This window comes from Vibrio salinus (assembly GCF_021272385.1).
Taxonomy (GTDB): Bacteria; Pseudomonadota; Gammaproteobacteria; order Enterobacterales; family Vibrionaceae; genus Vibrio; species Vibrio salinus.
The window spans coordinates 544,670-570,663 of sequence record NZ_JAJSDZ010000009.1 but is presented as its reverse complement, the minus strand read 5'-3'; the positions used below and the strand labels follow the sequence as shown (position 1 = coordinate 570,663).

The following is a 25,994-nucleotide window of genomic DNA, read 5'->3' as shown; positions in this document are numbered from 1 at the left end:
CCTTAGACACGACATTAGGCTCATTACTGAGTAAAAAACAAAGAAATGAGTCACATTCTTAAATAAATGCAGTCTATGCTCTACCTGTTCAGTAGTTTATCTCTTTTAGCATAACGATGCTACGACTGACAGCTATTGAACGGTTCCAATTCTCCTAACATTTCATCAATAATTCATGGTCAATAGACATAAATTTGAACCATCGCACAAATTAAAAGAAAAAAGAGACACGCACAACAAAAGTCAATATTCCCACAAACTATTTGTTGATTTTTAGCTATCGGTCAAATTTATCAATTCCGGTTTTATTTTGCTTAAAACCCTTTTTTTCGCCGCCCTGACACATGGGACTTTCTGGTACCTCAGACTCCGAAATCCATTCATCTGGCGTATAAATATGCATAGAAAGAGCATGAACACCATTATTTAGTTCATTATCTAAAATTTGATAAATGCGTCGGTGGCGAGCAACCTGACGTTTACCTTTAAACTCATCACTTACAACGACAATTTTAAAATGGCTCTCGGATCCGGCAGGAACATTATGCATATAACTTTCATTAACGACTTCTAAATGATGGGGAGCTAATGCTTCAGTCAATTTAGACTCAATGGTGTCCTGAATCATAAAGTTACTCCATTTTAAAAAGGGACAAAAATTGAAACGATTTTATCATTATCTGGTCATATTTATTCTAATATTGTCAGAAACAGTTACTCAAGAAACTTTTAACAAAACAGGACAGAGAATAAAAACAGGAAGGCGGTTCCAATTTGCAAATCCGCCACTTTGCACAATATGCAACCAGGATTCTTTTATAAAAAACAATCAGCACTATGTGATACATTAACCAAGGTTTTGTCAACGGCGAAAGATGAGCCTGTTTTTTTAACAAAAGAAAGGTAAAAACTATCACCTGAAAGGATAAATTTGTTATCTTACAAGACACTAAATGATAAGTTTTGATTTTATACTCAGTTTTTCATCGTCAAGACATACTATCATGTGTAGCCTTATAATATGTGCTTTGAATGATACGCCAAAAGATTCAAACAATAGATGTCCATCACTTTAATGGAATAAAAAGGAACCAGTCTAATGAAAAAATTGTTAATCACAGCGTCTATTGCTTTGCTAGCCGCTTGCTCTGCACCACAGCAGCCACAAATCAATTTTATGCCAAAAGCGACATTAAGTAGCCGTGACATTGTGAAAAACAAGTCATTCACGCTAACCAGTAAAGATGTCCGTACAGCACAATATGTTGCTTTAATCGACAGCGGCCGCTCCAATATTGAGCCTATTCATGCCCGCCAGAATGTAAGAATTGCCTTAGAAAATGCAATTTCAGATCAATTCGCCTCCCAGGGCTTTACTATGAGTGTTAACAGTGAAAACACGATCACACTTGAAGTTCAGGAAGCATTGGTAACAGTGAAACACTCCATGTTGGAAAACGAGATGAATGGAAGTGTTGTTCTGGCCATCACCGCAGAAACCCCAACAGGAAAACTGGTAAAAACGTATAACGGCACAGCCAAAAGAACGGCGATGTTCAGTGCATCAAAAGATGAAATTCAGACCGTATTGAATGATCTTGTTGATCAGGTATTGAAAAAAGTGGCAGACGATAAAGAACTGCAAAACTACATGAAGGAGCGTTTTTAAGTGATGAAAATAGGGCTTATTGCCTTACTGTCATTTATTAGCGTTAGTGTCTGGGCTGCGCCGCAGGTTGAAGTCCAGACATCGCTGGGATCGTTTACGATTGAGCTGAACAAAGAAAAAGCGCCGTTTACGGTTGCAAATTTTTTAAGATACGTAAAAGATGGCAGTTATAAAGGCAGCATATTTCATCGGGTTATTCCCGGATTCATGGCTCAGGGTGGTGGTTTTACCCAGGATCTTGAACGCTTGGATAGCTACCCTCCTATAAAAAACGAAGCCGGTAACGGGTTAGCCAACGATACCGCTACGATAGCAATGGCACGAACCCAGGATCCGGATTCAGCCACACGTCAGTTTTTTATTAACCTTACTGATAATGATTTTTTAAACGCGAGTCAGCGTCCACCCGGCTACGCCGTTTTGGGTAAAGTCATTAAAGGATTTGACGTCGTGAAATCTATGGCTTCCATTCCAACAGGCAGAAAAGGGTTTATGCGTGATGTGCCTGAAACCCCTATCATCATTAATAACATGACTCTCCTCTCTGAATAACCAGGAAAGATACTGAACAGGAATGGTATGACGCATAGAAAAACCTGGCTTAGCACAATAAAAAGCTACGCCGATATTCGCTTAGCCTGGGTTTTTATGCTTGGCTGCTCAAGTGGCTTTCCATGGGTATTGATTGGCTCTAATATGTCTGGCTGGTTAAAAGACGCAGGTCTAACCCGCTCGGCAATTGGTTACTTTGGTAGTATTTTTGTTGTCTATGCGATTAATTTTATCTGGGCCCCACTGGTTGATCGCGTCAAACTCCCATTATTGTATTCATGGCTGGGACAACGCCGGAGCTGGATTCTCTCGTGCCAGTTTTTTGTCTTAATTTCAACACTGGGTATTGCCGGTATAAATCCTGCGCAAAATATCTGGTTAACGTCTTTACTTGCTCTGATTATTGCAATTTTCTCCGCAACCCAAGACATAGCAATTGATGCCTATCGTATTGATACGTTTCCAAAATCAGAAGAAAACAAGCTACCACAAGCGTCTGCAATGGCGGTAATAGGATGGTGGACAGGTTATTCTCTGCCGGGCTATCTTGCATTTACTGAAGCAGACCATATTGGCTGGAATGAAGTGTACTACGGCATGGCTCTGGTCGTCGTTGTATTGATGGTATTTACATTACTGGTGAAAGAACCTACCTCTCACAGGGATGCCCTGCAGGAAAAAGCAGAGCAACGTTATGATAGGGTTATTCATTCCAAAATATTAACCTGGATAACCGTCACTACCATCGAACCATTTGCAGACTTTTTCCGCCGGAATGGAACACGGGTAGCCATCACACTGCTTTTATTCGTTTTCTTATTTAAAATTGGCGAAGCATTTCTCGGTCGAATGTCCATTCCATTCTACAAAGAAGTGGGATTCAGCAACGAACAAATCGGGTATTATTCCAAACTTCTGGGCTGGGGAAGTACCATGTTTTTTACTTTCCTCGGCAGTATGGTCAATGTTCGCTTTGGTATAATCAAAGGACTGATGATCGGTGGTATAGCCATGTCAGCCAGTAACCTGATGTTTTCCTGGATAGCCTCTGTCGGACCTGATGAGCAATTATTTCTTGCCACCATTATCGTCGATAATTTTACCACAGCATTTTCAACTATCGCTTTTGTGTCTTTTCTGACACTGCTTACCGGACAGGCATTTTCTGCGACTCAATATGCTTTATTAGCATCATTAGGAAATCTGGGCAGAACCACACTTGCCTCATTTAGTGGTGAGCTTGCTGATTCCCTGAACAACTGGTCTCTGTTCTTTATTTTAACGTCCGTTATGGTCATACCAAGCTTAATTATGCTGTATTCTTTGCGTCACTACTTTCAGGATCTGTTAGACAAACTAAAACAAAAAGACAGCACTAAATCTTAATATGCTCTAAAGCATTATGAATAAAGCCAACACTTTTGCAGCAATTAAAATCCTCATTTAGATCATCAAACTGTTGATTCGAAAGCGGGATCAATTCCAGCCACCGCTGAGTTACCCAGCTAAGATCATCCAAGAAACGTTGCTGATATAAATTACCTATTTCCGGAAACTGACGATAAATTTCCTGTAATTTATCCGCCATAGACTGGTACTGATGACCCAGTTCCACATATTCCCAGTTAGGAACCCACTCAACAGAAGCAATACGTAAATTATCACTTTCTTTTCTGACACCGATAATCTTAAACCGCTTCATACCACTAACCGTAATTCCCAGAATACCATCACTCAGAGATTTAAAATCAACCACTTTGACATAACAACCATACTCACTCAGAGGGTTAATATTTTCAGGTGCTTTACTATCAAAAAGACATATGCCAAATCCCTTCCCCTGCTTACCACACTCGCTAAGCATACGCCTATATCTGGGTTCAAAAATCCGAAGTTTCATTTTTCCTTCAGGCAAGACTATCGAACCAAGGGGGAAAAGCATGATATCTTCCATTTCGTCCTTCCTATGTTCAGCAAAACAACCAAATTCCAATAATAATCATAACGCACTCAATGAACATTGCATTTTCTACCGCAAATATTATCCTTTCCAAAACCATTCCTGCCGCAGAAACTATGAATATTGTGATCTTAGGCCCTGGTGCCATTGGAAAATTGTGGGCGTATCACCTTAATAAGGCCGGTCACCGCGTTTCACTATGGAGCCGGAAAACTGAACGGGTATTATCCGTCGCGGTTGAACACAAAACAGAATCTCTTCTTGTGCAAAATAACAATGAACACCGGTTAAAAGAAGCGGATATTATTCTAATCACAGTAAAAGCCAGGCAAGTCGAAAACGCTATTCATCCGTTACTTCCATACCTCAGCCAGGAGACGATCCTGCTATTTATGCATAATGGAATGGGAACGACTGACTTACTCACAGCCACATTGGCAAAATACCCAACACTTCTTGCAACCACCAGCCATGGCGCAATGTTAACCGCTTCCGGCAGTGTTGCTCATACCGGACGTGGCAACACCATTATCGGGGGACTGAACGAAAAGGGGAAGCAGTGCCGTTTTATTGCTGATGTGTTTCATCATGCTTTACCGAACACAGAATGGACTCAGGACATTTATCAGGCTTTATGGCACAAGCTGTCAGTCAACTGTGCGATCAATCCTCTGACCGCTATTCTGCAGTGTAAAAATGGGGATCTTGCAAAAGCACAGAATCAGGCAATGCTTTCAACAATCATTGATGAAATATCCCGGGTGATGCAATCAGAAGGGATAGACATTCAGAAAAACAGGCTAAGATCCCAGATCAACACGGTCATTCAGGCGACAGCTGAAAATTTATCCTCAATGAACCGGGATATCGCATTGGGAAGAGTCACCGAGATTGAATTCATCACCGGCTATCTGTTGAAACGGGCCCGTTATCATAATGTAGCTGTGCCGGAAAATGAAAAACTATATAATCAGGTAAAAGAACTCGAACGTAACGGGATAACAAAATGACAAAACGGATTCTGGTTCCTATTGCTTCAGGAACAGAAGAAATGGAAGCAGTCACTATTATTGATATTATGATCCGGGCCGGTTATGACGTGACCGTTGCAAGTGCAGAATTTACCGGAGAACTGAAAATAAAGGCCTCAAGAGGAATAGAACTGACCGCTCAAAAACGTTTAATTGACGTTGCCGATGAGCAGTTCGATGCCATTGTACTCCCCGGAGGACTCGGAGGCTCTGAAACGTTCAGAGATAATGATTTACTCGTAGAAATGGTAAAACAACAGAAATATGAAGGACGGTTAGTCGCTGCAATTTGTGCTGCACCTGCCGTTGTTCTTCAGCAGCATAATCTTTTCCCCGATGCGATTATGACCTGCCATCCCGGATTTAAAAATGACATTCCTGAAAACAAGTGGCGCAGTAAACGGGTGACCTACGATGTGAATAACAATTTACTGACCAGCCAGGGACCGGGAACAGCACTCGAATTTGCTATGGAAATCATCATTCATTTCTCTGGAAAAGAATTCGCATGGACCATTGCAGAACCAATGATTACCAATCCGACGCTGAATTATCATCAGTTAGGAAGTGAGCAATAATGTTTGATATCCGGACAATAAAATCTCAATTCCCATCACTGACTGACCCCGATGAACCTGTCGTTTATCTGGATAGTGCTGCAACCACTCAAAAACCGAAAACCGTGATTGATTGTATTGGTGAATACTATTTAACCACGAACGCCAATGTGCACAGAGGTAGCCACCACCTTACCGCCAAGGCCACAAAAAGTTTTGAACAAGCCAGAAAAGACATTGCTCAATTCATCAATGCCGACTCTGAAAACGAAATCGTCTGGACCAGAGGGACAACCGAAGGACTTAATCTTATTGCCAACACATGGGGCGATGCTTTTATACACTCTGGCGATGAAATTGTAATTTGTGAAAATGAGCATCATGCCAATATTGTCCCCTGGCAACTTCTGGCTCAGCGCACCGGTGCCCGGATCATAAAGATACCGGTCACTCCGGATGGTGGTTTTGATCTGAACAGCTTTGAACAAAAATTATCAGCCAACACAAAATTGGTTTCTATTGCACATATCACCAATGTAACAGGCTACCGGCAACCGGTTGAAACAGTTATAAAAAAAGCGCATCTTGTGGGAGCTATTGTTGTGGTTGACGGAGCACAGGGCATTGTTCATGAACCGGTTAACGTACAGACTCTGGACGCGGATTTTTATGTATTTTCAGGCCACAAACTTTATGGTCCGACAGGGATTGGCGTTTTATATGGGAAATACCCATTACTGCAATCCATGCCTCCCTGGCATGGTGGTGGTAAAATGGTTGATAAAGTCTCGTTCAGTGGCACCACCTTTGCTGATGCACCGGCAAAATTTGAAGCCGGTACTCCCAATATAGCCGGTGCTATTGCTCTGGCGGAAGCGGTTTCGTGGTACCAGAAAATACCTTATGAGCAAAAAAGAGCCCATCTCCGCTCCTTACAAGAATATGCCTTTCAGCGTTTAAGCCAGAGAGATTCTGTCGCCATCATTGGCTACCAACCTGAAGCAAGCATTATCAGCTTTACTGTTAAAAACATTCACCATCAGGATATTGCAACATTGCTCGATCAACAGGGAGTAGCGGTTCGTTCCGGACACCACTGCGCCCATCCATTAATGGATGCACTCTCTCTATCAGGGACCATTCGCCTTTCATTTGGTCTGTACAATGACAAAAACGATATTGATAAATGCATTTCGGCTCTGGATAAAGCCATTGAACTGTTTGAATAACCAACGATAAACGAAAGAAGTTGTATAATATCAACCTCTTTTTGTCACAATATCCTTTTAATTTGCTCACAGTTCAATCAACAACTAAGATCTACAAATAGAGTAGTTAAACTTTCAGAATTTTGCTGAGAACAATAAACATGGATAAACCCAAAAGTTATCAAAATTTATCATGCAAACAATGCGCAGAACAAAATGAATTAGAGTTTGATTTTACTATGGCATTTCAGCCTATAATTGAATATTCATCCAAACGCATTTTTGGGTATGAGGCATTAGTTCGAGGCCTCAATAATGAACCTGCATACTCTGTCATTTCTAAGGTTAATAAAGAAAACCAATATATGTTTGATCAGCTTTGTCGTATAAAAGCGATTACCTTAGCAGCAAAGTTAAACATTACAACATTAGTTAGTATCAATTTTTTACCTAACGCCGTTTACCGGCCCGAGAGATGTATTCGCACAACATTAAATGTAGCGAAAAAATGTAACTTCCCTATTGAAAAAATCATGTTTGAATTTACTGAAAGTGAAAAATTCGAAAATAATCAGCATATAAAAAATATTATCCAATATTACAAAAGCTTAGGTTTTAAAACAGCCATTGATGATTTTGGTGCTGGATACTCAGGATTAAATCTTCTGGCAAACTTCCAAAGTGATATCGTAAAAATTGACATGGGACTAATAAGAAACGTGGATACAGACTCAACCCGTCAGATTATTATAAAAAACTGTGTAGCTATGCTAAGAGAACTTAATATATCACCTCTTATAGAAGGCATTGAAACAAAAGAAGAAATGCTATTTCTACATAATATTGGAGTAGATTTAATGCAAGGATATTATTTTGCTAAGCCAGGGTTTGAATCGTTACCAACAGTTGATTTTGATATTTTATAATCACCGATAAAATAAACTTCAATGTTAAATAAAATTTACTGGCTAAACTACGTTGCTGATACTTTTCTGATTTCTCTTATTATTCACTTAATATCCTGATAAATCTTATCCACAATGGCTTTCAGACCATTACCCCTTGACGGGCTCAGATGTTCAAACAGTTTTAAATCGGAAAAATAGGCTTCCATATTAAATGACCGAATCTCATCGGCAGTACGGTTATTAACCGCAGCTAATACAACTGCAATCAGGCCTTTAACAATCCGGGCATCCGAATCGGCACAAAAATACCAATGGCCTTGTTCTTCACGAGAAACAATCCATACCTGACTCTCACACCCTTTCACTGTCACATTTTCAAGGCGTAGTGCTTCCGGCATATCCGGTAACGCTTTCCCCCATAAAATTAACTGCCGGTAACGATCTTCCCACGTTGTTTTACTATTCAACGCTTCTAATATCTGCCCGGAGGTTATCGTCGTACCAAACGGACAATCAGGAAATTCAGCCATACAATTCTTTATTTACTCATTAGTTCGCACAATGCTTTAACAAAATTTTATCGACAATACGAGCCGCAGCCACAAAACCAAAACTTGCCGTAACCATTGTTGCCGCACCGAAACCACTGGCGCAATCCATACGCTTAGGTCCTTCGGCTGTCGATTTTACCGCGCAAACAGACCCATCAGTTTGCGGATATTTCAATTGCTCTGTCGAAAAAACACATTCAATACCAAATTTCCGGGCCGGATTTTTAGGGAAATGATGAAAACGTCTTAAACGATCTTTCACTTTTTTCGCCAGTGGATCCTGAATGGTTTTCGTTAAATCCGCGACCTGAATTTTAGTCGGATCCGTCTGACCACCGGCACCACCTATCGTAATCACTTTAATTTTATTACTCCGGCAATAAGCGAGTAACGAAGCCTTAGCTTTAATGCTGTCAATCGCATCAACAACGTAATCGAACGCTTTGGATAAATATTCATGTTGATTATCCGGTGAAATAAAATCATCGACTAAATTGACTTTACAGTCAGGATTGATCATTTTAATCCTTTCCGCCATCACTTCAATTTTACTCTGGCCAACCGTTCCATTCATTGCATGAATCTGACGGTTAATGTTCGTAACACATACGTCATCCATATCAATCAGGGTCAGTTCACCGATGCCGGTTCTGGCCAACGCCTCAACGACCCAGGAACCAACCCCACCGATACCAATGACACAAATATGAGCCGCTCGTAACACTTCAACCTGAGCAACCCCATACAAGCGTCTGGTTCCACCAAAGCGCTGGTTATAACTTTCTGTTGCAGGGGTATCAAGTGTTCGCATGGCCGGTTCCTACTCAAAAAATCACACAAAAAAACAAGAGTGCGATTTATACGCACTCTCTGTAAAAATGTCCAGAGCCTATTTTAGCTTTTCCGGAGGCGTCACCCAAGGAAGCTGAGTCGCCGAATTGGCGAGCCCCAGTTTCCAGACCCGGCCAAAATATTTGTAGTGACCGGCCTGTTCTCCGGCTCTTGGCCCCATACCATGATACAGATCCAAGTGATTATCCTTCACAGCCCCTCCGGTATCTAGCACAATCAGTAAACGCAGTTGATGCGTCCCACTCCACGAGCCATCGGCATTTAATAAAGGGACTTCTGCCAGAAGCGGCGTTCCCATTGGTAGCCATTTTCTGTCCCCGGCAACGGAAGCCATCGGCAACAGCGGAATCCCCGCCGTTCCGGTAACAAAATCCACTTTTTGGGGTGCAAAAAACACATACGATGGATTTTGTTCAAGAAGATTTCTGACCTCAGTATCAGAGTGAGTGCTTACCCATTGTTTGATCGCTTTAAGGGACATATCCTTACGGGCAACCTCCCCGTTATCGATTAAAACCTTGCCAATACTGACATAAGCCTTAAAGTTTTTTCCTGCATAGGCAAAATACTCCATGGTGTCATCATCGCCGAAGTGAACAAAACCGCTGCCCTGAACTTCCATAATAAACGGATCAATCAGGCTTTTTGCATACCCTAATTCCAATCCCTTTCCCTGTAAATCTCCGGCGTAGATTTGCGCTCTGGTCGGGCATTCCTGACCACATTCTGGTTTTCCGTAAACCGGGTATTTAAATAGTTCATCTTTCTTGTGTCTGAGTTCAATGACCGGTGAAAAATAGCCGGTAAATAAAACATTCCCTTTGTTATCCCCACCACCTAACTGAGCGGTCTGGATGCCATATTTGGCCAGTTTAGCCGGATCACCACTCTGTAGCACCCACTCATCCAACTGCTTATACAGTGGACCGTATACATTTGCCATGGATGGAGATTTATCCAGAACCATCTGGCTTTGTTCTTTAAATTCCGTGAAGTCCCTTGGTACATTGGATGTCACCAAATAAGACTGATTCAAAACATCAGGTAAATCTCCGTTCTTATATTGTTGTCCCTGATCGGTCGGATTCACACATCCGGCCAATAACGTAATAACCGCAAGAAATATCAGCTTTTTTTTCACAGAAAACCCATTATCCAACAAAAGAGGTAAAAGAATCGCAAATTCGGCACCAGACTACAATCATGAACCGGCCTGTTCATAAAATTCTAACATAACTATGTTCTAGTATTGAAAGTCAAAAATTGAAGATTTTTTTGAGAATTCGGATCAAAAACCTTGTCTATTTTTGAATAAAAAGTCATTATTAAAACATAAATAACCAACGCAATTGCCATTGTGAAAATACGTAGTACAGCTCTAGTAAAAGGTTTCCGCCAGTCAGCACCATATGTTAATGCTCATAGAGGAAAAACAATGGTGATCATGTTAGGTGGTGAAGCAATAGCTCATGAAAACTTTCCCAATATTATTAGTGATATAGCCCTTCTGCACAGCTTGGGAATCAAGGTTGTTATCGTGTATGGAGCAAGGCCGCAAATCAACGAAATATTGGAAAATCATCAGTGTGAAACGCCCTACTATAAAGGCATCCGGGTTACCACCGGCGATGCTCTCAGTCTGGTAATGCAGGCAGCGGGACAGTTGCAACTTGCTGTGACGGCACGTCTGTCAATGAGTCTGAATAACACACCAATGGCCGGAACTCAGTTAAACGTCGTCAGCGGGAATTTCGTTATTTCTCAGCCATTAGGTGTAGAAGATGGTATTGACTACTGCCATAGTGGCCGTATTCGCAGAATAGATATCGATGGAATTAACCGATATCTGGAGCAGGGTTCCATCGTTCTTCTCGGTCCGATAGCCGCTTCTATTACCGGCGAGTGCTTCAATCTTCTTTCTGAAGAAATTGCAACTCAGGTTGCCATCCGTCTGAAGGCCGACAAATTGGTTGGTTTTTGCTCTCAACAAGGCATCATTGATGAAAAAGGCAATTCAATCGCCGAACTTTTCCCTTCAGATGTCGAAGATCTTTTGCATAAATATGAAATCGAAAATAAAGGGCATGATGATACCAGCACAGGTAAAATTCGCTTTTTACGGGCTTCTGGTAAGGCTTGCAGAGCCGGTGTACCAAGGAGTCATCTGGTCAGTTACCGGGAAGATGGTGCCCTGATTCAGGAACTGTTTTCTTTCGACGGTATCGGTACTCAGATTGTGATGGCCAGCGCAGAACAAATCCGGCAGGCAAATATCGACGATATCGGAGGAATATTAGAGCTGATTCATCCACTAGAAGAACAAGGCATTTTAGTCAGGCGTTCCAGGGAACAGTTAGAGCAGGAAATTCATAAATTTACCATCATTGATAAAGACGGATTAATCATTGGTTGTGCTGCCTTATACCCTTATCCCGATGAAAAAATGGCCGAAATGGCCTGTGTGGCCATTCACAATGAATACCGGGATGGAAACCGGGGGCTTTTGCTCCTCAACCACATGAAACATCAGGCAAAAAAAATGGGGATTAGTCAGTTATTTGTCCTTACGACTCATAGCGTGCACTGGTTCCGGGAACAAGGTTTTATCGAAGTGGGGGTCGACAATCTCCCGGTGAAAAAGAAAAATCTCTATAACTACCAACGGCGCTCAAAAATTTTATCCGTTGATCTGTAGTCATTAATCTAACCTACCCCGGAAGAGGGATGTATCCCTCTTCCTATGAAAATTTATTTGCCTCTAACAATAACGAATCTCTCTGAGCTACAAAAAGTGATTTTTTCTTTTTTTTTACTAATTGGTAGTTTATTTATCTGGTTTGCCGAATAAAAACAATAAAACCCATTGCATAACCAATATATTTTTACCTTGAAATCGATTGCGTAAAACAGGACAAAAATTAATCACTTCCCTTTTTGTTTTTTTTGTGTAAAATTTGCGCGAATCAACATGGACATATTGATTTTTGTGAGCTGTACCCAATTTTTATTTTGCTCAATAAAGTAAGCAAGGATTGCTTTTAAAACTTATCACTGGTTATTAAGAGCATTGGATTTATGAAAACTGTTATCTGTAACTCTCTGCAAAGTTTCTGGGATATGGGCGACAACGATTTCTTAGCAGGACTGGATGTACATTGTGTCTTTCCTGTATCAAAACAGGTGAAAGAATTCATTTTAGAATCGAAAGAGCGCTACAAAATAAAATCCCTCTCTTTTACTTCAGCACTCTTCTGAGTTATCTCTCATTGAACAAGCCAAGGATGGTTTGTATACCCTGATAAAATTTCAAAAGTAAAAGATATCAGGATAACCGATCCGCTAATCCGCTGGCACGGCTGGTCAGCAATTTTGTTCCCCGGTTGAATACCCCCCAATTTCCCAGTAAATACAAATTCTCTTTTGCCCGGGTAATTCCCGTATAGATCAGCTCACGGGTAATCACCGGGGTAAAGTCCGGGGGTAAAACCAATATCGTTGTCTCAAACTCACTTCCCTGACTTTTATGAACCGTCATCGCATAAGCGGTTTCATGCAGTGGAAGACGGCTGGGTAAAATACCTTTTACTGTCCCATCGGCCATTTCAAAAAAAACTTTTAACCGCTTATCATCGTCTCTCATACAGAGACCGATATCCCCATTATAGATACCCAGACGGTGATCATTCCTGACAATCATGATCGGGCGCCCCTCATACCAAAGATCATCCTGAATACAAATTCTCTTTTGCACCGAAAGTCTCCGTTCCACTCTTTCATTAATACCGTTTACGCCAAAATCACCATCTCTGACCGCACATAACAAACGACATTGAGAAAACGCACGAAGCGCATGTTTAGCTCTGATACCGGTATCCTCATACCCTGCCTTTTCATCCAAAATAATAGTTAAATAAGCCTGATATTTTTCCATTAATGTCGACAAAATAAGCTGGTAATTGGCCGCGGATAAATTAAAGAAGTGGACATCATGATACCCGGAGTCCAATACTGTTCTGACAGCGTTTTCGTCTCCGGAATTCACCGCTTTCGCCAACAGACCAATTCCGGACCGAGCACTAAAACGGTAACTCTTTTGCAAAACGCACAAACTATCGGCAATCGGTGGAGACAATACCTGTCCCTGAACAACGGATGCACTGAAGCCGGTAAGCTTCTCGACAACAGATGCCTGTTTACTGCTGTAGCCATAAGCCTGAAATGAACAGATATCACCAAGTACCGCTCCGGCTTCGACAGACGCCAGTTGATCCTTATCGCCAAGTAGAATGACTTTGGCATGCGGTGGCAATGCATCAAACAGTTTATACATTAATGATAGATCCACCATTGATGCTTCATCAACAATCAGAATATCCAAATGCAGTAAATTGGCTTTATTGTGTCTGAAATTAGCCCGGTCAGGAAAGGCCCCCAACAAACGATGAATGGTTCCTGCCTGTGTCGGAATCCGCTCTCTTATTCCCGGAGAAACCGGTAAACGATCAATGGCTTTCCCTATTGATTCCGTTAATCTTGCTGCCGCTTTTCCTGTTGGTGCAACCAGCTTAATCACCGGCTGTTGTTCTGAAGAGGCTTCAATTAATGCTGCTAATAATTTCGCGACAGTCGTCGTTTTACCAGTTCCCGGCCCCCCGGAAATAACAGCAAAAGACTGGCTGATGGCAATTGCTGCCGCGACTTTTTGCCAGTTTAATACCACCGACTCCGGTATCAGTTCATCCAAAACCTGTAAATCTTCGGCCCTTGTCGCTCCAAGAACAACATCCTTAATGGCTACCCAGTCAACTCGTTCCTGTTTCACAATATCCAGATTCTCACAAATCAGGCGACGGATCTGATTATCATTATTCTTATCTGCCTGTTGCAGAAGCTCAAAAAGATAGGAATATGAGCGGGGAAAAAGCCGGTCCAGACTTTCCCGTAACCCATGAATATCCAATACAGATAAGCCATTTTTCTGGTTAAACTGCAGCAGTTTATCTGCAAGAGAAGCCTCATAGAACCAATAACGGTGTAAATACAGTCGCTTACCATCAAAAATCAGCGGTGTGTTATCTCCGGGTTGCCCTACTGCCGGAGAGTCGTGAATCAGAGTTAACCAGTCAACCTGTTTCAGACATTCCACGACAGTTTCGATCCCCTCAAGAGAAACAGGGAAAGGAAACACATTGTTCACTTTTTTACTATCATCATCCACAAGAGAAAAGCAAATGTGCCCGTGTCCAAGTTCATAGCTGACAACGGCCGCCAGCCACGACACATAAGGAGCCAATGAGCCAGAGCTTTGCTGACAAATAAATTTGGCGAACTGAACATCCAGAGGACGAATAATCTTTTGTTTTAGTAAATTGTCAAGTAGCTCAGTAATCATCTGTGTGTCCATTACAAATCAAGCTCCATCTGTCCGGCCCCGGATATTCGGGAACTGATCTCCAGGCCATGTAAAACTGAGTCCAGTTCATCAATAAATGTCAGATCCGGACGGGTATAGAAGATACCATTTGAACTTTCACCATCCATTCCTCTGAGAAATAAATAGTAAACGCCACCAAAATGTGTCTCGTAATCATAATCAGGAATACGGGTCGCTAAAAAACGATGCAACGCAATTGTGTAAATCTGATATTGAAAATCATACCGGTGTTCAATCATCGCCATCTCTAATTTATCCGGTGTATAGTCACCACTACTATCACCCAGATAATTAGACTTCCAGTCCAGAACATAGTATCTGCCCTTATGTTCAAACACTAAATCAATAAAACCTTTAATCATCCCCTTCACAGACAGAAAATCCAGCTCAGTGGCCTGACAGGATAATGAGTCATAACGTTTTAAAGTCCGGTTAATGACTGCTGAATGCAGTAGTTCAACTGGCAACAAGAACTCCAGTTCGTGCAACCGGTGATGAACTGTTTTATAACTAAGAATCAATTCCTTACCATCCAGAGGAGTACTCAGAACATTCATTACCAGTTTCTGAACAACAGGTAGCCAGTGCCTGTCAAGCTGCTCACCTTCGATGAGATCCGTAAGAATTTTTTCATTCTCCGGTGAAGTAACAGAAAGTGAAAAATCGACATTCTCAAAAACACTGTGTAAAAACGTTCCGGGCCTTGCCCCTTTAGGAAAGCTAAAAATGGTTTTGTTTTCTTCCACCAAACTTGTCAGTTCAGCGTCATCAGCGGAATCGATATCAAAACCGGGCAACTCGAAAGAGGCATCCAACCGATGATGGTGTGATTTGACTAATCCGGAATAACTGGTCATTTTCCATGACCGTTCCACACGATTCTGAAGTTGACTGGCTGACAAAACTTCTACGTCAGAAGCTGGTTCACAGTAGCGTTCAGAATGGCAAGAAGGCGGTGGTGACATCGCAACAGCACATCCGGTATGTAATTGTTTTTGTAAGGCCTCATATAAATCGTCTGCGATACCTTCTGTTCCATCCTGCAACAAATAACCCAATGCGCTCAGATGAGCCCCACTCGCGCCCTTTGCAGAACGTCCCTGTTTTAACGGAACAACGCCAATAAAACACCCAAAAACAGCACGTGTCAGTGCAACATACAATAGTCGCAGATCTTCGGCCAGACGCTCTTTATCCGCATGATTCAACGACGTTTTACCGGCAGAAAGATCCAATATGGTCTGATCTGAATCCGGATCGTAGTACCTGGCTTCACCGGCAAGCCGGTAACTCATAATAAACGGCAGAAAAACCAAATCGTATTCCAGCCCTTTCGACTTATGAATGGTGACTATCTGGACCAGATTCCGTTCAGAGTCTAATCGCTGAATCTGTTCTTCATTGTTCGTTCCTCCCTGAACTGCTCCGGAAACCGATTGGGTAAGCCAACGTACTAACGCCGTCTGACTTTCCAGTTCGGAACTGGCCTGCTGAAGTAACTCACTTACATGCAGATAATCCGTAAGCGCTCTCTCCCCTCCGGTTTCGTTTAACCAACGTTCCGAAATATGGCGTTTCAGTAATACCGAACGCAACATTGGCAGAATGCCTCTCTCGGACCACAATCGGGCATAAAAGTGAAATTCCGCTACCGTTTTTTCCCACAGTCCTTCATCTTCGCTCAGTTTATCCAGCCAGGAAATGTTTAACGAAAACAGTGATGATGCCAGACATGACTTCAGCTTTCTTTCATCATCAATATTCAGCACCGCATCCATCAATAACAGAATATCTTTTGCAACCCCGGTCAGAAAAACGCTGTCCCGGTTTGAAAGATATACGCTGGCAATGCCCTGCTTATTTAACGCTTTCTGTATTAACTTGCCTTCATAACCGGTACGAACCAGAACAGCAATATTACCGGGTTGAATCCTTTGCCGATCACTTCCTTCAATGAGCAATGCTTCCCCTTGCAGGGAAGATTCAAGTAACGTCTGTATCTGGCTGGCCGTTGCCTCTGCCATACAGTAATGATAATCCGCTTTACTCCAGAGTTCGGAAACTTCATCCGGCCACCAGTAATTGATGGCGGGTTGCCGTTCTCCTGCTAAGGACCAATAATTCTGACCGGCTTTCGGGCTGGCACTCACCGGAAGAAAAGGAATATCCTGGTCATACAAAAAAGGAGACGCTGCCTGTTCAAAAAGCGCATTGGTTGCCATTACCATCTCTTTTGTTGAACGCCAGTTAGTCGCCAGAGTATAATGAGCCGTAACCTGGTTCCGGGCCTTGATATAAGTAAAAATATCCGCACCCCGAAATGCATAAATCGCCTGCTTTGGATCCCCAATCATAAATAAACCGGATGATTCATCATTCAGATAAATACGGCTGAAAATACTGTATTGCAAAGGATCCGTATCCTGAAATTCATCAATCATTGCTACCGGATACAATAACCGGATACGCTCAGTCAGAATTCCCTGCACATCAAGATCAATAGCCGAAGACAGCTGAACCAGAAGATCGTCAAAAGACAACAGTAATTTCTCTTGTTTTACCGCCTGCAATGTCCCCCGGCAAACTTCAATCGCATGCGCCATTAATGGTTCTTTTACCGATAAATCGTCCGCCAGAAAATCATCAATTCTGGAAAAAACAGGATGCTGAGGAGAGAGCCCACCGACTTTTGTTTTCTCCATCAGTATCTGTTGTCCGAATTTTTCTAAAGCATCCGGAATCTTATAAGAAGTTGTCTCTTCCCGGGCCCATTGCGTCAATGTGTCTATCCAGGCCGGAAGATAACGTTTATTGTAACTTTGCCGCTTAATATCGGATTCATTCAGTATTTGCTCAACATCACCGGACACACTCAACCAGGCCTGTTTAATTTCTATAATTCGCTCAAGGTTTTGTTGATGAAGTGCCTTCAGGCTGCCCTCTAAAGGCCGGGCGCTCAACATGGGAGATTTCCCTGACAAATAACGTCCAATGCTTTGCAGTAAATCATCCGGCTGAGGCCACAAACGTCTGACTTCAGCTGCCAGTTCCAAATTCAGCGGATAAAAATACTTACGCCAGTAATCAGCAACCACCTGACTTTTTAAAGCACTTTCATCAGTCACAAACTCACTGATAAACCGGCTTCCTGACTCAAACGCATTTTGCAATAACATCCTCTGACAAAAGCCATGAATCGTATAGATCGCCGCTGAATCCATCTCCCGCTCAGCATTCAGTAAAAGCCGGGCGGCATATATACGATCCGAAACACTGTCCAACAAAGACTGAATCACCGGATCATCACTTTCTCCGCGGCTAAAAGCAATTCGAGCCTGATGTATCCGCTCTCTGATCCGGCTACGCAATTCTGTAGTTGCGGCTTCAGTAAATGTCACCACCAAAATCTGTTCAACCCGAAGGGGGCCTATTGGGCTGGCATTCTGATTCCCGTGTCCAAGCAAAAGGCGTAAAAATAATCCGGTAATGGTAAAGGTTTTTCCTGTCCCCGCAGACGCCTCTATCAATCGTGTCCCAAACAAAGGAAATGTATTGATATTCAGAATTTCTGCCTGTTGGTCATCTGCTTTTACCATTGATTTTTTCACCTCTCTGAGACAACGAATAATGTGATGCAACCTAAAAAAATGTAACAAACGGCACCGGTTACCTACTGATAAAAAAGGGTTTGAGATCTGACTCACGGTTGAAATTCGGTAAACTCAGTAGCATCGCCACATCAGTTACAAGTTAACTCTCCAGTTTATGGTCTCTCTGACCTATGGCCGCACAGTTATACCCTACTACCAAAAATTATAAATCTGGCGGCCACCCTATTCTTCACCCTTTTCTGAACCAAATGCTCTGGCGTATTTGCGTGGGATTTCCAGAACCCGGGCGGTAATGTGCCTTGATCGTCTGGCCAGTTCGTCATTCCATTCGGGCCAAATCCTGGAAATATAAACGTTCTGTCCCTCTCCATCAAAATAATCATCGCCACAAAACGTCCGGGCCATTTTATCGAAAACACCGTCTTCATCGTCTGTCCATTGCCCTTTACGGAATAACGACTCAATACCAGCCAATGCCGTCCGGGGAAAATAAGCCAGAGGTTTATTCATCCCATCAAGAAAGTATGACACAAGAGATGCAAGTTCGGCTTTCGCCCATTCAGAGTCACGAATACCCTCATAAATCTGATGCTCTCGCTCTTGTTTTGGTGATAGAGCAATCATGTGAGTCACACAAACATTCCCCATCGCTGCATAAGCCAAATGCTCTATCCAACAGGTCAGATAGTCCTGAGCTCTGAGGCGGCCGGGCCGGTAACGAACCAGACCGGACTGGTAACACTCACTAATCCAACCATTCAAATGAATACCACGATCGGTATCCGGCACTTTAAACTCCAGTTCAATTTCCTGATCCGGCAGTTTTCCTCCGCATACTTCACGAATTCCCTCGACCAAAGGCGTTACCCTGACCACCTGCTGATGGAAGTCTAAATCACCAAATGCACCGACAGGTAACTTCCCCTGCGCAGATAATTTTTTACGAAGATGTTCAAATCCTTTTCCTGCTTCTGTCTCCGTTTGCAGCATCAGTGGTATGAGAGCATCCATCAGGTAATAATTTTCCAGATGATTCAGAATAAACGGCTCTTCATCTTTTTGCTCAGACACTGGCTCATCAAAATAGACACCCAGACGAACATTAAAAAAATAACGAACCGGTAAAGACCAGAACCGTTGAAAATCCGTCAGTTCCAGATCAAACGGAAATGTCTTATCCAGCCAGTAATCCACCAGATCCTGCTCCGGTTCACTTTCGTTATACGTTTTTCTTTTTGCTGATGTTAACCATTCCGCGGCATAACTCGGCTTTTCACCTGAAAAAGCGTCATGACCATAAGGAACCATTGAATGATGAAACGTCAGATGATGAAGAAGACGCTGTCCTGATGCATCAACATCCAAATCTTCATCACCATGCAGACAGTAATTCTGGTAACAGTATTCCTGTAATTCTGTTACCAATACAGACGGTGAAAGGGGCGTATTATCTCTGACAGACTGTCCGACATAACTGATATAAAGAGAACTCTGGGCAGAAATTAACGCTTCCAGGAACAGATAACGGTCATCATCCCGGCGGGAACGGTCTCCGGGTCTGGGAGATAACGCCATCAGATCGAATCCCTCTGCCGGAATACTTCTCGGATAAACGCCATCATTCATACCCAGCAGGCAGACGACTTTAAAGGGAATGGAGCGCATAGGCATCAGAGTGCAAAAGTTCACCTGCCCGGCCAGAAAACGCTGACTGACACGAGTCCCGGACAATTTTTGCGTTAAATAGTAAACCAATAAATCAAAGGTCATCGGCTGCGCGTAATGCGATTCGCTAATTTGTTCCTTAAGCTGACCGAACAACTCACGAATGGAATAGAATGCGACTTCTTCCTCCAGATCGACTGCAAAAAAATCGTTTAACAGGTTATCCATAATATCCCGCCAGACATCGATAGAGTGGGCAATATTCAACCTATCCCGGTAACGACGAATGGTTTCAATATAAAATGCGAGCTTACCAGCCAGTTCCGCCTTTAATCCCTGAACTTCACTATAAGGCGCAATGCATTCACCTTTTACTTCAATCCAATCGACCTCATCCCCCATCGCGTAACCGGTAAGCATCCGGGCAATACCGAACTCCCAGGTATTCTGGTACGTTTCAGGTAAATCAAATTCTTTTGCCGTATGTTGGTTTAATCCCCAACGAATTCCGGACTCTTCAATCCAGCGTTTTGCCTGAATAAACTCTTCATCACTGATATCAAACCGTCTGGAAACAGCAGGAATCTCAAGCAATTCCAGAAATTCCGAGGCAAGACAACGTGAACGGGGTAAATTAAGAATATGCAAAAAGGCATTCAGAACCGGCGACTCCTGATCCGCGGTACGGTCAGAAATGGAAAAAGGAATAAAACGTTCACCCGGCGCATTACCAAATACCGCCTGAATAGCCGGACTGTAATCATTAATATCAGCGACCATCACAATGATGTCTTTGGGCGTTAAGTCAGGATCCTCGTCAAAAAGAGACAATAAATGATCGTGTAAAACTTCTATCTCCCGCATTGGACTGTGACAGGCATGAAAAGACAACGATCGGTCATCAACATCCATTGCAGGTTTATGATGACTAGAAAGCAGAATATCGTCACTCTGATGTTCTTCTAAATTTAACAGGTCAGCCTGAATATTCGTCAGTAAATTAACCCGGTCAATATCGATAAATAATTCATGTTCTTCACTTTCTGTCTGAGAAAGTAACAGCAAATTATCCCGCCCAAGCTTTCCCATCGATGCCAATAAATCATTTCCAACAGCACTTTTCAGATGCAGGGAATCTTCCTCATTATCCTCTATCCCACCTTTCAGAATAGAAACCGGTTCGCCCCGCGTAACGGAGTCACAGTTCTTAATCCATCGTAATCTCTGCTGCTGAGCAATCCAGGCTAACGTTTTCCGGTCCCGCAAATCTCCCCAGTAATACTGACAAGGATTCGTAAACATAAGATGTACATCAATATGTTCCCCCAAAGCACGTAGCGCATCGATATAACGTGGCGGTAAGGCCGTTATACCAAAAATAAACAAACGCTTAGGTAATGAGCTCTGACTCAGATCCTGAGATTGTAATTGCTCAATCAATGTCTGATAAAGATTTGCCCGATGATAGTGAGACTGGCCAAGCTCCAGCGTATAACGGTATAACTCACGCCACAACACCGGCTGCCATGGATGAATATCTTTATTTTCTCCGATGTTTTCACCACGCTCCCAGGCGTCTATCCACTCAGGCCGGTAAACAAGATAACTATCAAATATATCTGAAATTTTTTCAGCCAGCTGGTACAGATTCAGCTCAGAACTGTCTCGATCCAAATACTGTTTAACCGGTGAAAATTCTGTCCGTTCTTTTAGCTTTGGTAATAACTGAACCAGTTTCCAGACCATGGACTCTTTATTGAACGCGCTATGCGCCGGGACATCATCAAGCAGTTCAGTAAAAATATCCCAGATAAACGTTGCCGGAAGGGGAAACTCTATATTGGCCGCAATCCCCAATTCGTCTGCCAGAGCCATTTTCAGCCACTGAGACATTCCCGGACTCTGCACCAATATCCGTTCTGACTCAAATGGGTTCTTGTACGGGTCACTCTGAATCAAATGAACCAGTAATATTTTTAACGTTTCAAGTTTATTAGAGTGGTAAACGGTAAACAAATTCAAACACCAAAGCCAAAAGAGTCATGACGTCTAGATTAGCATAGTGAAAAGAACCAACCCTAGAATAATCCTGGCGATTTACCTGAAAAGCCTCATTTCATATTTTCCTGTTTGCAGATTCATTCAGTTTCAATAAGATACGTTGTATGCGTTTATAATGGTGATCACTATGGGTACAAATGTCTCTTTAAAGCAGTTACGGGTCTTTCAGGCCATCACTCAACACAGTACATTAACAGAGGCATCTGAAGCATTATTTCTGTCCAAAGCCGCTGTCAGTATGGCTCTGTCAGAACTGGAGAAGCAAATTGGACATGCGTTGTTTGACCGGGTGAACCACCGTCTGATTCTCAATCAGGAAGGGAAAAAACTGTTACCTCTCGCCGATGAACTTCTGAACAGAGCCAATACCATCAGTCACTTGTTCGATGACGAAAGTCAGCTTACCGGCCTCCTTAAAGTCGGAGCCAGCGACACAATAGGCAATCAGGTCGCCCCTCACCTTCTGAGCCGTTTCAGAAAAGAACTCAAACACACGTCACAAACCCTGTTTATTTCTAATTCAGCCCTCATATGCCAGAGACTGATTGATTACGAACTGGACATTGCACTGATTGAAGGGAAAACACTTCATCCGGACATTATTTCAACCCAGTTCAGTCAGGATGAAATGTGCGTAATCTGCTCTGCCAGTGATCCACTGGCCAATGAAGACGTGGTCTCTTTGTCCAGCCTTGAAAACAGCGAGTGGTTACTAAGAGAAGCCGGGTCCGGTTCAAGAGAATTCTTTCTCCGGGCCGTCGCTCCGAGAATAGAACACTGGCATGAAGCTTTTCAGCTCAACACAACAGAATCTCTGATAAACAGTGTGTCAGCCGGCATTGGCTACGCCTGTTTATCCAAACTGGCAGCGCACTCAGCAATAAATGACGGTCGGGTGAAAACACTCAATATCCCGCTTGATATGAAACGTCGGTTCTGGCTTCTGGTACATAAAGAAAAGTACCAAAGTCCGCTGATGAAACGATTTATACAGTTTTGTTTTGAATGGGATCAGCAAGGTAAAAAAGAGTAAAACCTGTCCACTTACATCAACAATCGTCACGGTTCGGTGTCGTTTTCTGGACTCATGAGCCAAAAGACTGTATAAAAACCCAGTTAACTCAGATAAAAATTGTAGAGGAATAACCATGGCTGTAATCGTCAAGTACGTGGTCGAGCGTAATGGAGAAGAAAAAATGACTTTTACCTCAAAAGCAGAAGCAGATGCCTACGATAAAATGTTGGATATGGCAGACGAGCTTTTTACACTGTTAGGTAAAAGTGAATTAGTCGATGATGAAGCAAAACAGGAAGAGCTTGCCCTGTATCTGGCCCAGAACAAAGAAGAGGTCTTATTTGCTCTTGGAGCCAAACGCCGCCCTTCTCCTAAAAAACCCAAAGCGGTCAAAGAAGAGAAAGCCGTTCCAGATAACACAGAAGATAATGCCGCCTGATCTTTCACTTAGCTCCTTTCTTATACATCAAATCTCAGGATATCTTTCTTTATAAAGAGAGATATCCCTAAAAAGACAATAAATATCGGTTTACAGACTTTCTCCTGTGCAAGTCTTTTATATATTTCTAACTATCTTTAAGATGAACCCAACAAACAAAAACGAATAAAGCGGGTGAATGAAAGACGCTTCTTCATCCACAGACGCTACCCAACATACGGAGAATGAAATTATGGCTCATTTTGCTCTGGCTCTCGGCATTGCAACCAAAAATACGAACGGTAAAATCATCGAAGCTTATTTCCCAACACCGGTTATGACCCCATCGGATGCGCTGATAAAATCCCTGGCGGGAATAACCGGTTATGCTGAAGGTAACCAGTCTGTTGAAATCTCAGCCGGGCAGGCGAAAGCGCTTAGCGACGTATTCTCAGCCAATGATCAACCGGAAAGTGCAGCCTTTTCTGCTAAAGCGTCAGAGTCAACTCAGCCTCTTGTGCTTGTTATTCTGGCAACGGATGAAAAACCTCAGTCAGTAGCGGAAGGATTTCTGAAACTTCAGCTGATTTCTCATCGCATGGCTCAGCCTCACGGTATCGTACTGGATGGTATTTTTGGCCTGCTACACAACATTGCCTGGACTAACGAAGGCCCAATCGATTTACCGGAATTGGCAGACAGACAAACAGAAGCACGTCTGGCCGGCCGTACTCTAACTGTCGACTGTGTTGATAAATTCCCTAAAATGGTGGATTACATTGTTCCGACAGGCGTACGTATTGCAGATACATCTCGTGTACGTCTGGGGGCTCACGTTGGTGAAGGCACAACAGTAATGCATGAAGGCTTCATTAATTTTAATGCCGGAACCACTGGCGTCAGTATGGTTGAAGGACGTATTTCAGCAGGTGTTATGGTTGGAAACGGTTCGGATATCGGTGGCGGTGCTTCCATCATGGGAACCCTGTCAGGTGGCGGTAAAGTCGTGGTCTCGATTGGTGAGAACTCTCTGCTTGGCGCCAATGCAGGTCTGGGTTTCCCTCTTGGTGATCGTTGTACTATCGAGTCTGGCCTGTACGTAACAGCCGGAACCAAAGTCCGCATGCTGGACAAAGATGGAAATGAAGTCGAAATAATCAAAGCCCGAGATCTTGCCGGTGTTCCGGATCTGTTATTCCGCCGTAACTCTTCAACCGGTCAGGTTGAATGTCTGGCCAATAAATCGGCCATCGAGTTAAATGATCAGTTACACTCTAACAACTGATTAAAACGGAAACGAATTTCCCTGAAAGGCTGGTGCATTTGCACCGGCCTTTAATTATTTTTATCATTAGCGTTTATCCGTTAATCATCAACACAAATCACCAGATCAGGCTATCGGTTTCTCTGGTTGCTCACATAATCATTAAATGAAAGAGCATTGATAACCAATTCTTACCTATATTTTAATTGTTCCATTTTAGAGGCATACACATGTTACGTTTTATAAATGATCTACCAAAGGTAGAGTTACACCTTCATATTGAAGGTTCGCTTGAACCTGAGCTGATGTTTGAACTCGCTAAACGCAACCATGTAGACATTCCTTTCAATTCACCAGATGAAGTGAAAGCCGCCTATCAGTTTACGAATTTACAATCATTCCTTGATATCTACTATCAGGGTGCCAACGTCCTCATTACTGAAGAAGATTTTTTTGATTTAACCTGGGCATATCTGCTTCGCTGTCAGAAAGATAATGTCATACATACCGAAATATTCTTTGACCCTCAAACGCATACAGGACGTGGTATTGCCTTTGAAACTATCATTAAGGGCATCACTAAAGCATTGACAAAGGCCAGGGAAGAATTAGGCATCTCCAGTCAGTTAATCATGTGTTTCCTTCGTCACCTGAGTGAAGAACAGGCAATAGAAACCCTGAAACAGGCCTTGCCATACAAAAAAGACATTATTGGTGTCGGACTTGACTCATCAGAAGACGGGCATCCACCGGAAAAATTTGCCCGGGTCTTTGATATGGCAAAACAGGAGGGCTTTTTAGCTGTCGCCCATGCCGGAGAAGAAGGCCCTGCACAAAACATCATTGATGCCATCAATATGCTTCATGTGCAACGTATTGATCATGGTGTGCGCTGCGTGGAAGATCCGGAGCTGGTCAAAAACCTGATTGAAAACAGAATGCCACTTACCGTTTGTCCATTATCAAACACAAAACTGAAAGTCTTTAAAGAAATGAAAGATCACAATGTCGTTTCTCTGTTAAAACAAGGTTTATGTGTCACTATCAATTCTGATGACCCGGCCTACTTCGGCGGTTATATGACAGATAACTTTGTCGCAGTCGCTGAAGCTCTGCCCACCACAAAAGAAGATCTGGCTCAGTTCACATTAAACGCCATTGAAGCCAGCTTTATCAGTGATACAGAAAAAAAACGGATGACAAAGCAGGTTCTGGACTTTGTTGCAAATTATGCCTGA

The 25,994-nt window shown here is 42.7% G+C and carries 21 protein-coding genes; 13 read left to right on the top strand and 8 right to left on the bottom strand.

What is annotated here, in order from left to right; translation table 11 throughout:
• Positions 1-277: 277 nt before the first annotated feature.
• Positions 278-628, bottom strand: a complete 351-nt coding sequence (locus LRQ06_RS10785; RefSeq protein ID WP_232766329.1) for a BolA family protein — start codon at positions 626-628, stop codon at positions 278-280.
• Positions 629-1,099: 471 nt separating this feature from the next.
• Here LRQ06_RS10785 and LRQ06_RS10780 point away from each other — a divergent pair, with 471 nt between their 5' ends.
• From LRQ06_RS10780 to LRQ06_RS10770, 3 genes are read left to right on the top strand one after another with little or no spacing between them, the layout of a single operon-like run.
• Complete coding sequence (locus tag LRQ06_RS10780; RefSeq protein WP_232766328.1) at positions 1,100-1,669, top strand: YajG family lipoprotein; 570 nt, start codon at positions 1,100-1,102, stop codon at positions 1,667-1,669.
• A 3-nt stretch (positions 1,670-1,672) separates the two neighbouring features.
• The gene (locus LRQ06_RS10775; RefSeq protein WP_232767161.1) at positions 1,673-2,221 is read left to right on the top strand and encodes a peptidylprolyl isomerase; all 549 of its coding nucleotides are present in this window, start codon (positions 1,673-1,675) and stop codon (positions 2,219-2,221) included.
• A gap of 27 nt (positions 2,222-2,248) precedes the next feature.
• Entirely contained in the window at positions 2,249-3,607 is a 1,359-nt protein-coding gene (locus LRQ06_RS10770) for an AmpG family muropeptide MFS transporter (RefSeq protein ID WP_232766327.1), read from the top strand.
• Here the strand turns inward: LRQ06_RS10770 and LRQ06_RS10765 are convergent.
• Positions 3,597-4,175, bottom strand: coding sequence for an LON peptidase substrate-binding domain-containing protein (locus LRQ06_RS10765; protein WP_232766326.1), 579 nt, complete (start codon positions 4,173-4,175; stop codon positions 3,597-3,599). The two genes, LRQ06_RS10770 and LRQ06_RS10765, sit on opposite strands and share 11 nt — an antisense overlap.
• A 59-nt stretch (positions 4,176-4,234) precedes the next feature.
• On the opposite strand from LRQ06_RS10765, the gene panE reads away from it, so the two are divergent.
• The 4 genes from panE to LRQ06_RS10745 all read left to right on the top strand — a co-directional run bounded on the left by panE (position 4,235) and on the right by LRQ06_RS10745 (position 7,903).
• The gene (gene panE, locus LRQ06_RS10760; protein WP_257794098.1) at positions 4,235-5,191 is read left to right on the top strand and encodes a 2-dehydropantoate 2-reductase; all 957 of its coding nucleotides are present in this window, start codon (positions 4,235-4,237) and stop codon (positions 5,189-5,191) included.
• Positions 5,188-5,790 (top strand): DJ-1 family glyoxalase III, encoded by a 603-nt coding sequence (locus LRQ06_RS10755; RefSeq protein ID WP_232766325.1) that lies wholly within the window; start codon positions 5,188-5,190, stop codon positions 5,788-5,790. The genes panE and LRQ06_RS10755 overlap by 4 nt, the downstream gene beginning before the upstream one ends.
• Complete coding sequence (locus LRQ06_RS10750; protein ID WP_232766324.1) at positions 5,790-6,998, top strand: aminotransferase class V-fold PLP-dependent enzyme; 1,209 nt, start codon at positions 5,790-5,792, stop codon at positions 6,996-6,998. The genes LRQ06_RS10755 and LRQ06_RS10750 overlap by 1 nt, the downstream gene beginning before the upstream one ends.
• Before the next feature lie 140 nt (positions 6,999-7,138).
• The gene (locus LRQ06_RS10745) at positions 7,139-7,903 is read left to right on the top strand and encodes an EAL domain-containing protein (RefSeq protein WP_232766323.1); all 765 of its coding nucleotides are present in this window, start codon (positions 7,139-7,141) and stop codon (positions 7,901-7,903) included.
• Between the two features lie 83 nt (positions 7,904-7,986).
• Here LRQ06_RS10745 and csdE read toward each other — a convergent pair whose 3' ends face one another.
• The 3 genes from csdE to mltA form a co-directional block, all read right to left on the bottom strand.
• Positions 7,987-8,415: a cysteine desulfurase sulfur acceptor subunit CsdE gene (csdE, locus tag LRQ06_RS10740; RefSeq protein ID WP_232766322.1), complete on the bottom strand. Its 429-nt coding sequence runs from the start codon at positions 8,413-8,415 to the stop codon at positions 7,987-7,989.
• A gap of 19 nt (positions 8,416-8,434) precedes the next feature.
• Positions 8,435-9,247, bottom strand: a complete 813-nt coding sequence (gene tcdA / locus LRQ06_RS10735; protein WP_232766321.1) for a tRNA cyclic N6-threonylcarbamoyladenosine(37) synthase TcdA — start codon at positions 9,245-9,247, stop codon at positions 8,435-8,437.
• A 78-nt stretch (positions 9,248-9,325) separates the two neighbouring features.
• The gene (mltA, locus tag LRQ06_RS10730) at positions 9,326-10,429 is read right to left on the bottom strand and encodes a murein transglycosylase A (protein ID WP_232766320.1); all 1,104 of its coding nucleotides are present in this window, start codon (positions 10,427-10,429) and stop codon (positions 9,326-9,328) included.
• A gap of 216 nt (positions 10,430-10,645) precedes the next feature.
• Here mltA and argA point away from each other — a divergent pair, with 216 nt between their 5' ends.
• Both argA and LRQ06_RS10720 read left to right on the top strand, forming a co-directional pair.
• Positions 10,646-11,983 (top strand): amino-acid N-acetyltransferase, encoded by a 1,338-nt coding sequence (argA, locus tag LRQ06_RS10725; protein ID WP_232766319.1) that lies wholly within the window; start codon positions 10,646-10,648, stop codon positions 11,981-11,983.
• A gap of 380 nt (positions 11,984-12,363) precedes the next feature.
• Positions 12,364-12,543 carry a hypothetical protein gene (locus LRQ06_RS10720; RefSeq protein WP_232766318.1) on the top strand — a complete coding sequence of 60 codons (180 nt, stop codon included), beginning with the start codon at positions 12,364-12,366 and terminating at the stop codon, positions 12,541-12,543.
• Between the two features lie 67 nt (positions 12,544-12,610).
• Here the strand turns inward: LRQ06_RS10720 and recD are convergent, their stop codons facing one another.
• From recD to recC, 3 genes are all read right to left on the bottom strand, one after another.
• Positions 12,611-14,680, bottom strand: a complete 2,070-nt coding sequence (recD, locus tag LRQ06_RS10715; RefSeq protein ID WP_232766317.1) for an exodeoxyribonuclease V subunit alpha — start codon at positions 14,678-14,680, stop codon at positions 12,611-12,613.
• Positions 14,681-14,691: 11 nt separating this feature from the next.
• On the bottom strand, positions 14,692-18,318 hold the full coding sequence (gene recB / locus LRQ06_RS10710; protein WP_232766316.1) for an exodeoxyribonuclease V subunit beta: 3,627 nt from the start codon (positions 18,316-18,318) through the stop codon (positions 14,692-14,694).
• 237 nt (positions 18,319-18,555) lie between these two features.
• On the bottom strand, positions 18,556-22,014 hold the full coding sequence (gene recC, locus LRQ06_RS10705) for an exodeoxyribonuclease V subunit gamma (protein ID WP_232766315.1): 3,459 nt from the start codon (positions 22,012-22,014) through the stop codon (positions 18,556-18,558).
• A gap of 172 nt (positions 22,015-22,186) precedes the next feature.
• On the opposite strand from recC, the gene LRQ06_RS10700 reads away from it, so the two are divergent.
• From LRQ06_RS10700 to LRQ06_RS10685, 4 genes are all read left to right on the top strand, one after another.
• Positions 22,187-23,092: a LysR family transcriptional regulator gene (locus LRQ06_RS10700; RefSeq protein ID WP_232766314.1), complete on the top strand. Its 906-nt coding sequence runs from the start codon at positions 22,187-22,189 to the stop codon at positions 23,090-23,092.
• Between the two features lie 115 nt (positions 23,093-23,207).
• Positions 23,208-23,513, top strand: coding sequence for a YebG family protein (locus tag LRQ06_RS10695; protein WP_232766313.1), 306 nt, complete (start codon positions 23,208-23,210; stop codon positions 23,511-23,513).
• Positions 23,514-23,745: 232 nt separating this feature from the next.
• On the top strand, positions 23,746-24,777 hold the full coding sequence (dapD, locus tag LRQ06_RS10690; protein WP_232767158.1) for a 2,3,4,5-tetrahydropyridine-2,6-dicarboxylate N-succinyltransferase: 1,032 nt from the start codon (positions 23,746-23,748) through the stop codon (positions 24,775-24,777).
• A 209-nt stretch (positions 24,778-24,986) separates the two neighbouring features.
• A complete protein-coding gene (locus tag LRQ06_RS10685; protein WP_232766312.1) occupies positions 24,987-25,994 on the top strand; it encodes an adenosine deaminase in 1,008 nt (335 codons plus the stop codon).

What these genes read in the sequence shown, in the direction of transcription:
- LRQ06_RS10785 (WP_232766329.1), bottom strand. Translation starts at nt 628, where the DNA reads ATGATTCAGGACACCATTGAGTCTAAATTGACTGAAGCATTAGCTCCC.
- LRQ06_RS10780 (WP_232766328.1), top strand. Translation starts at nt 1,100, where the DNA reads ATGAAAAAATTGTTAATCACAGCGTCTATTGCTTTGCTAGCCGCTTGC.
- LRQ06_RS10775 (WP_232767161.1), top strand. Translation starts at nt 1,673, where the DNA reads ATGAAAATAGGGCTTATTGCCTTACTGTCATTTATTAGCGTTAGTGTC.
- LRQ06_RS10770 (WP_232766327.1), top strand. Translation starts at nt 2,249, where the DNA reads ATGACGCATAGAAAAACCTGGCTTAGCACAATAAAAAGCTACGCCGAT.
- LRQ06_RS10765 (WP_232766326.1), bottom strand. Translation starts at nt 4,175, where the DNA reads ATGGAAGATATCATGCTTTTCCCCCTTGGTTCGATAGTCTTGCCTGAA.
- panE (WP_257794098.1), top strand. Translation starts at nt 4,235, where the DNA reads ATGAACATTGCATTTTCTACCGCAAATATTATCCTTTCCAAAACCATT.
- LRQ06_RS10755 (WP_232766325.1), top strand. Translation starts at nt 5,188, where the DNA reads ATGACAAAACGGATTCTGGTTCCTATTGCTTCAGGAACAGAAGAAATG.
- LRQ06_RS10750 (WP_232766324.1), top strand. Translation starts at nt 5,790, where the DNA reads ATGTTTGATATCCGGACAATAAAATCTCAATTCCCATCACTGACTGAC.
- LRQ06_RS10745 (WP_232766323.1), top strand. Translation starts at nt 7,139, where the DNA reads ATGGATAAACCCAAAAGTTATCAAAATTTATCATGCAAACAATGCGCA.
- csdE (WP_232766322.1), bottom strand. Translation starts at nt 8,415, where the DNA reads ATGGCTGAATTTCCTGATTGTCCGTTTGGTACGACGATAACCTCCGGG.
- tcdA (WP_232766321.1), bottom strand. Translation starts at nt 9,247, where the DNA reads ATGCGAACACTTGATACCCCTGCAACAGAAAGTTATAACCAGCGCTTT.
- LRQ06_RS10720 (WP_232766318.1), top strand. Translation starts at nt 12,364, where the DNA reads ATGAAAACTGTTATCTGTAACTCTCTGCAAAGTTTCTGGGATATGGGC.
- recD (WP_232766317.1), bottom strand. Translation starts at nt 14,680, where the DNA reads ATGATTACTGAGCTACTTGACAATTTACTAAAACAAAAGATTATTCGT.
- recB (WP_232766316.1), bottom strand. Translation starts at nt 18,318, where the DNA reads ATGGTAAAAGCAGATGACCAACAGGCAGAAATTCTGAATATCAATACA.
- LRQ06_RS10700 (WP_232766314.1), top strand. Translation starts at nt 22,187, where the DNA reads ATGGGTACAAATGTCTCTTTAAAGCAGTTACGGGTCTTTCAGGCCATC.
- LRQ06_RS10695 (WP_232766313.1), top strand. Translation starts at nt 23,208, where the DNA reads ATGGCTGTAATCGTCAAGTACGTGGTCGAGCGTAATGGAGAAGAAAAA.
- dapD (WP_232767158.1), top strand. Translation starts at nt 23,746, where the DNA reads ATGGCTCATTTTGCTCTGGCTCTCGGCATTGCAACCAAAAATACGAAC.
- LRQ06_RS10685 (WP_232766312.1), top strand. Translation starts at nt 24,987, where the DNA reads ATGTTACGTTTTATAAATGATCTACCAAAGGTAGAGTTACACCTTCAT.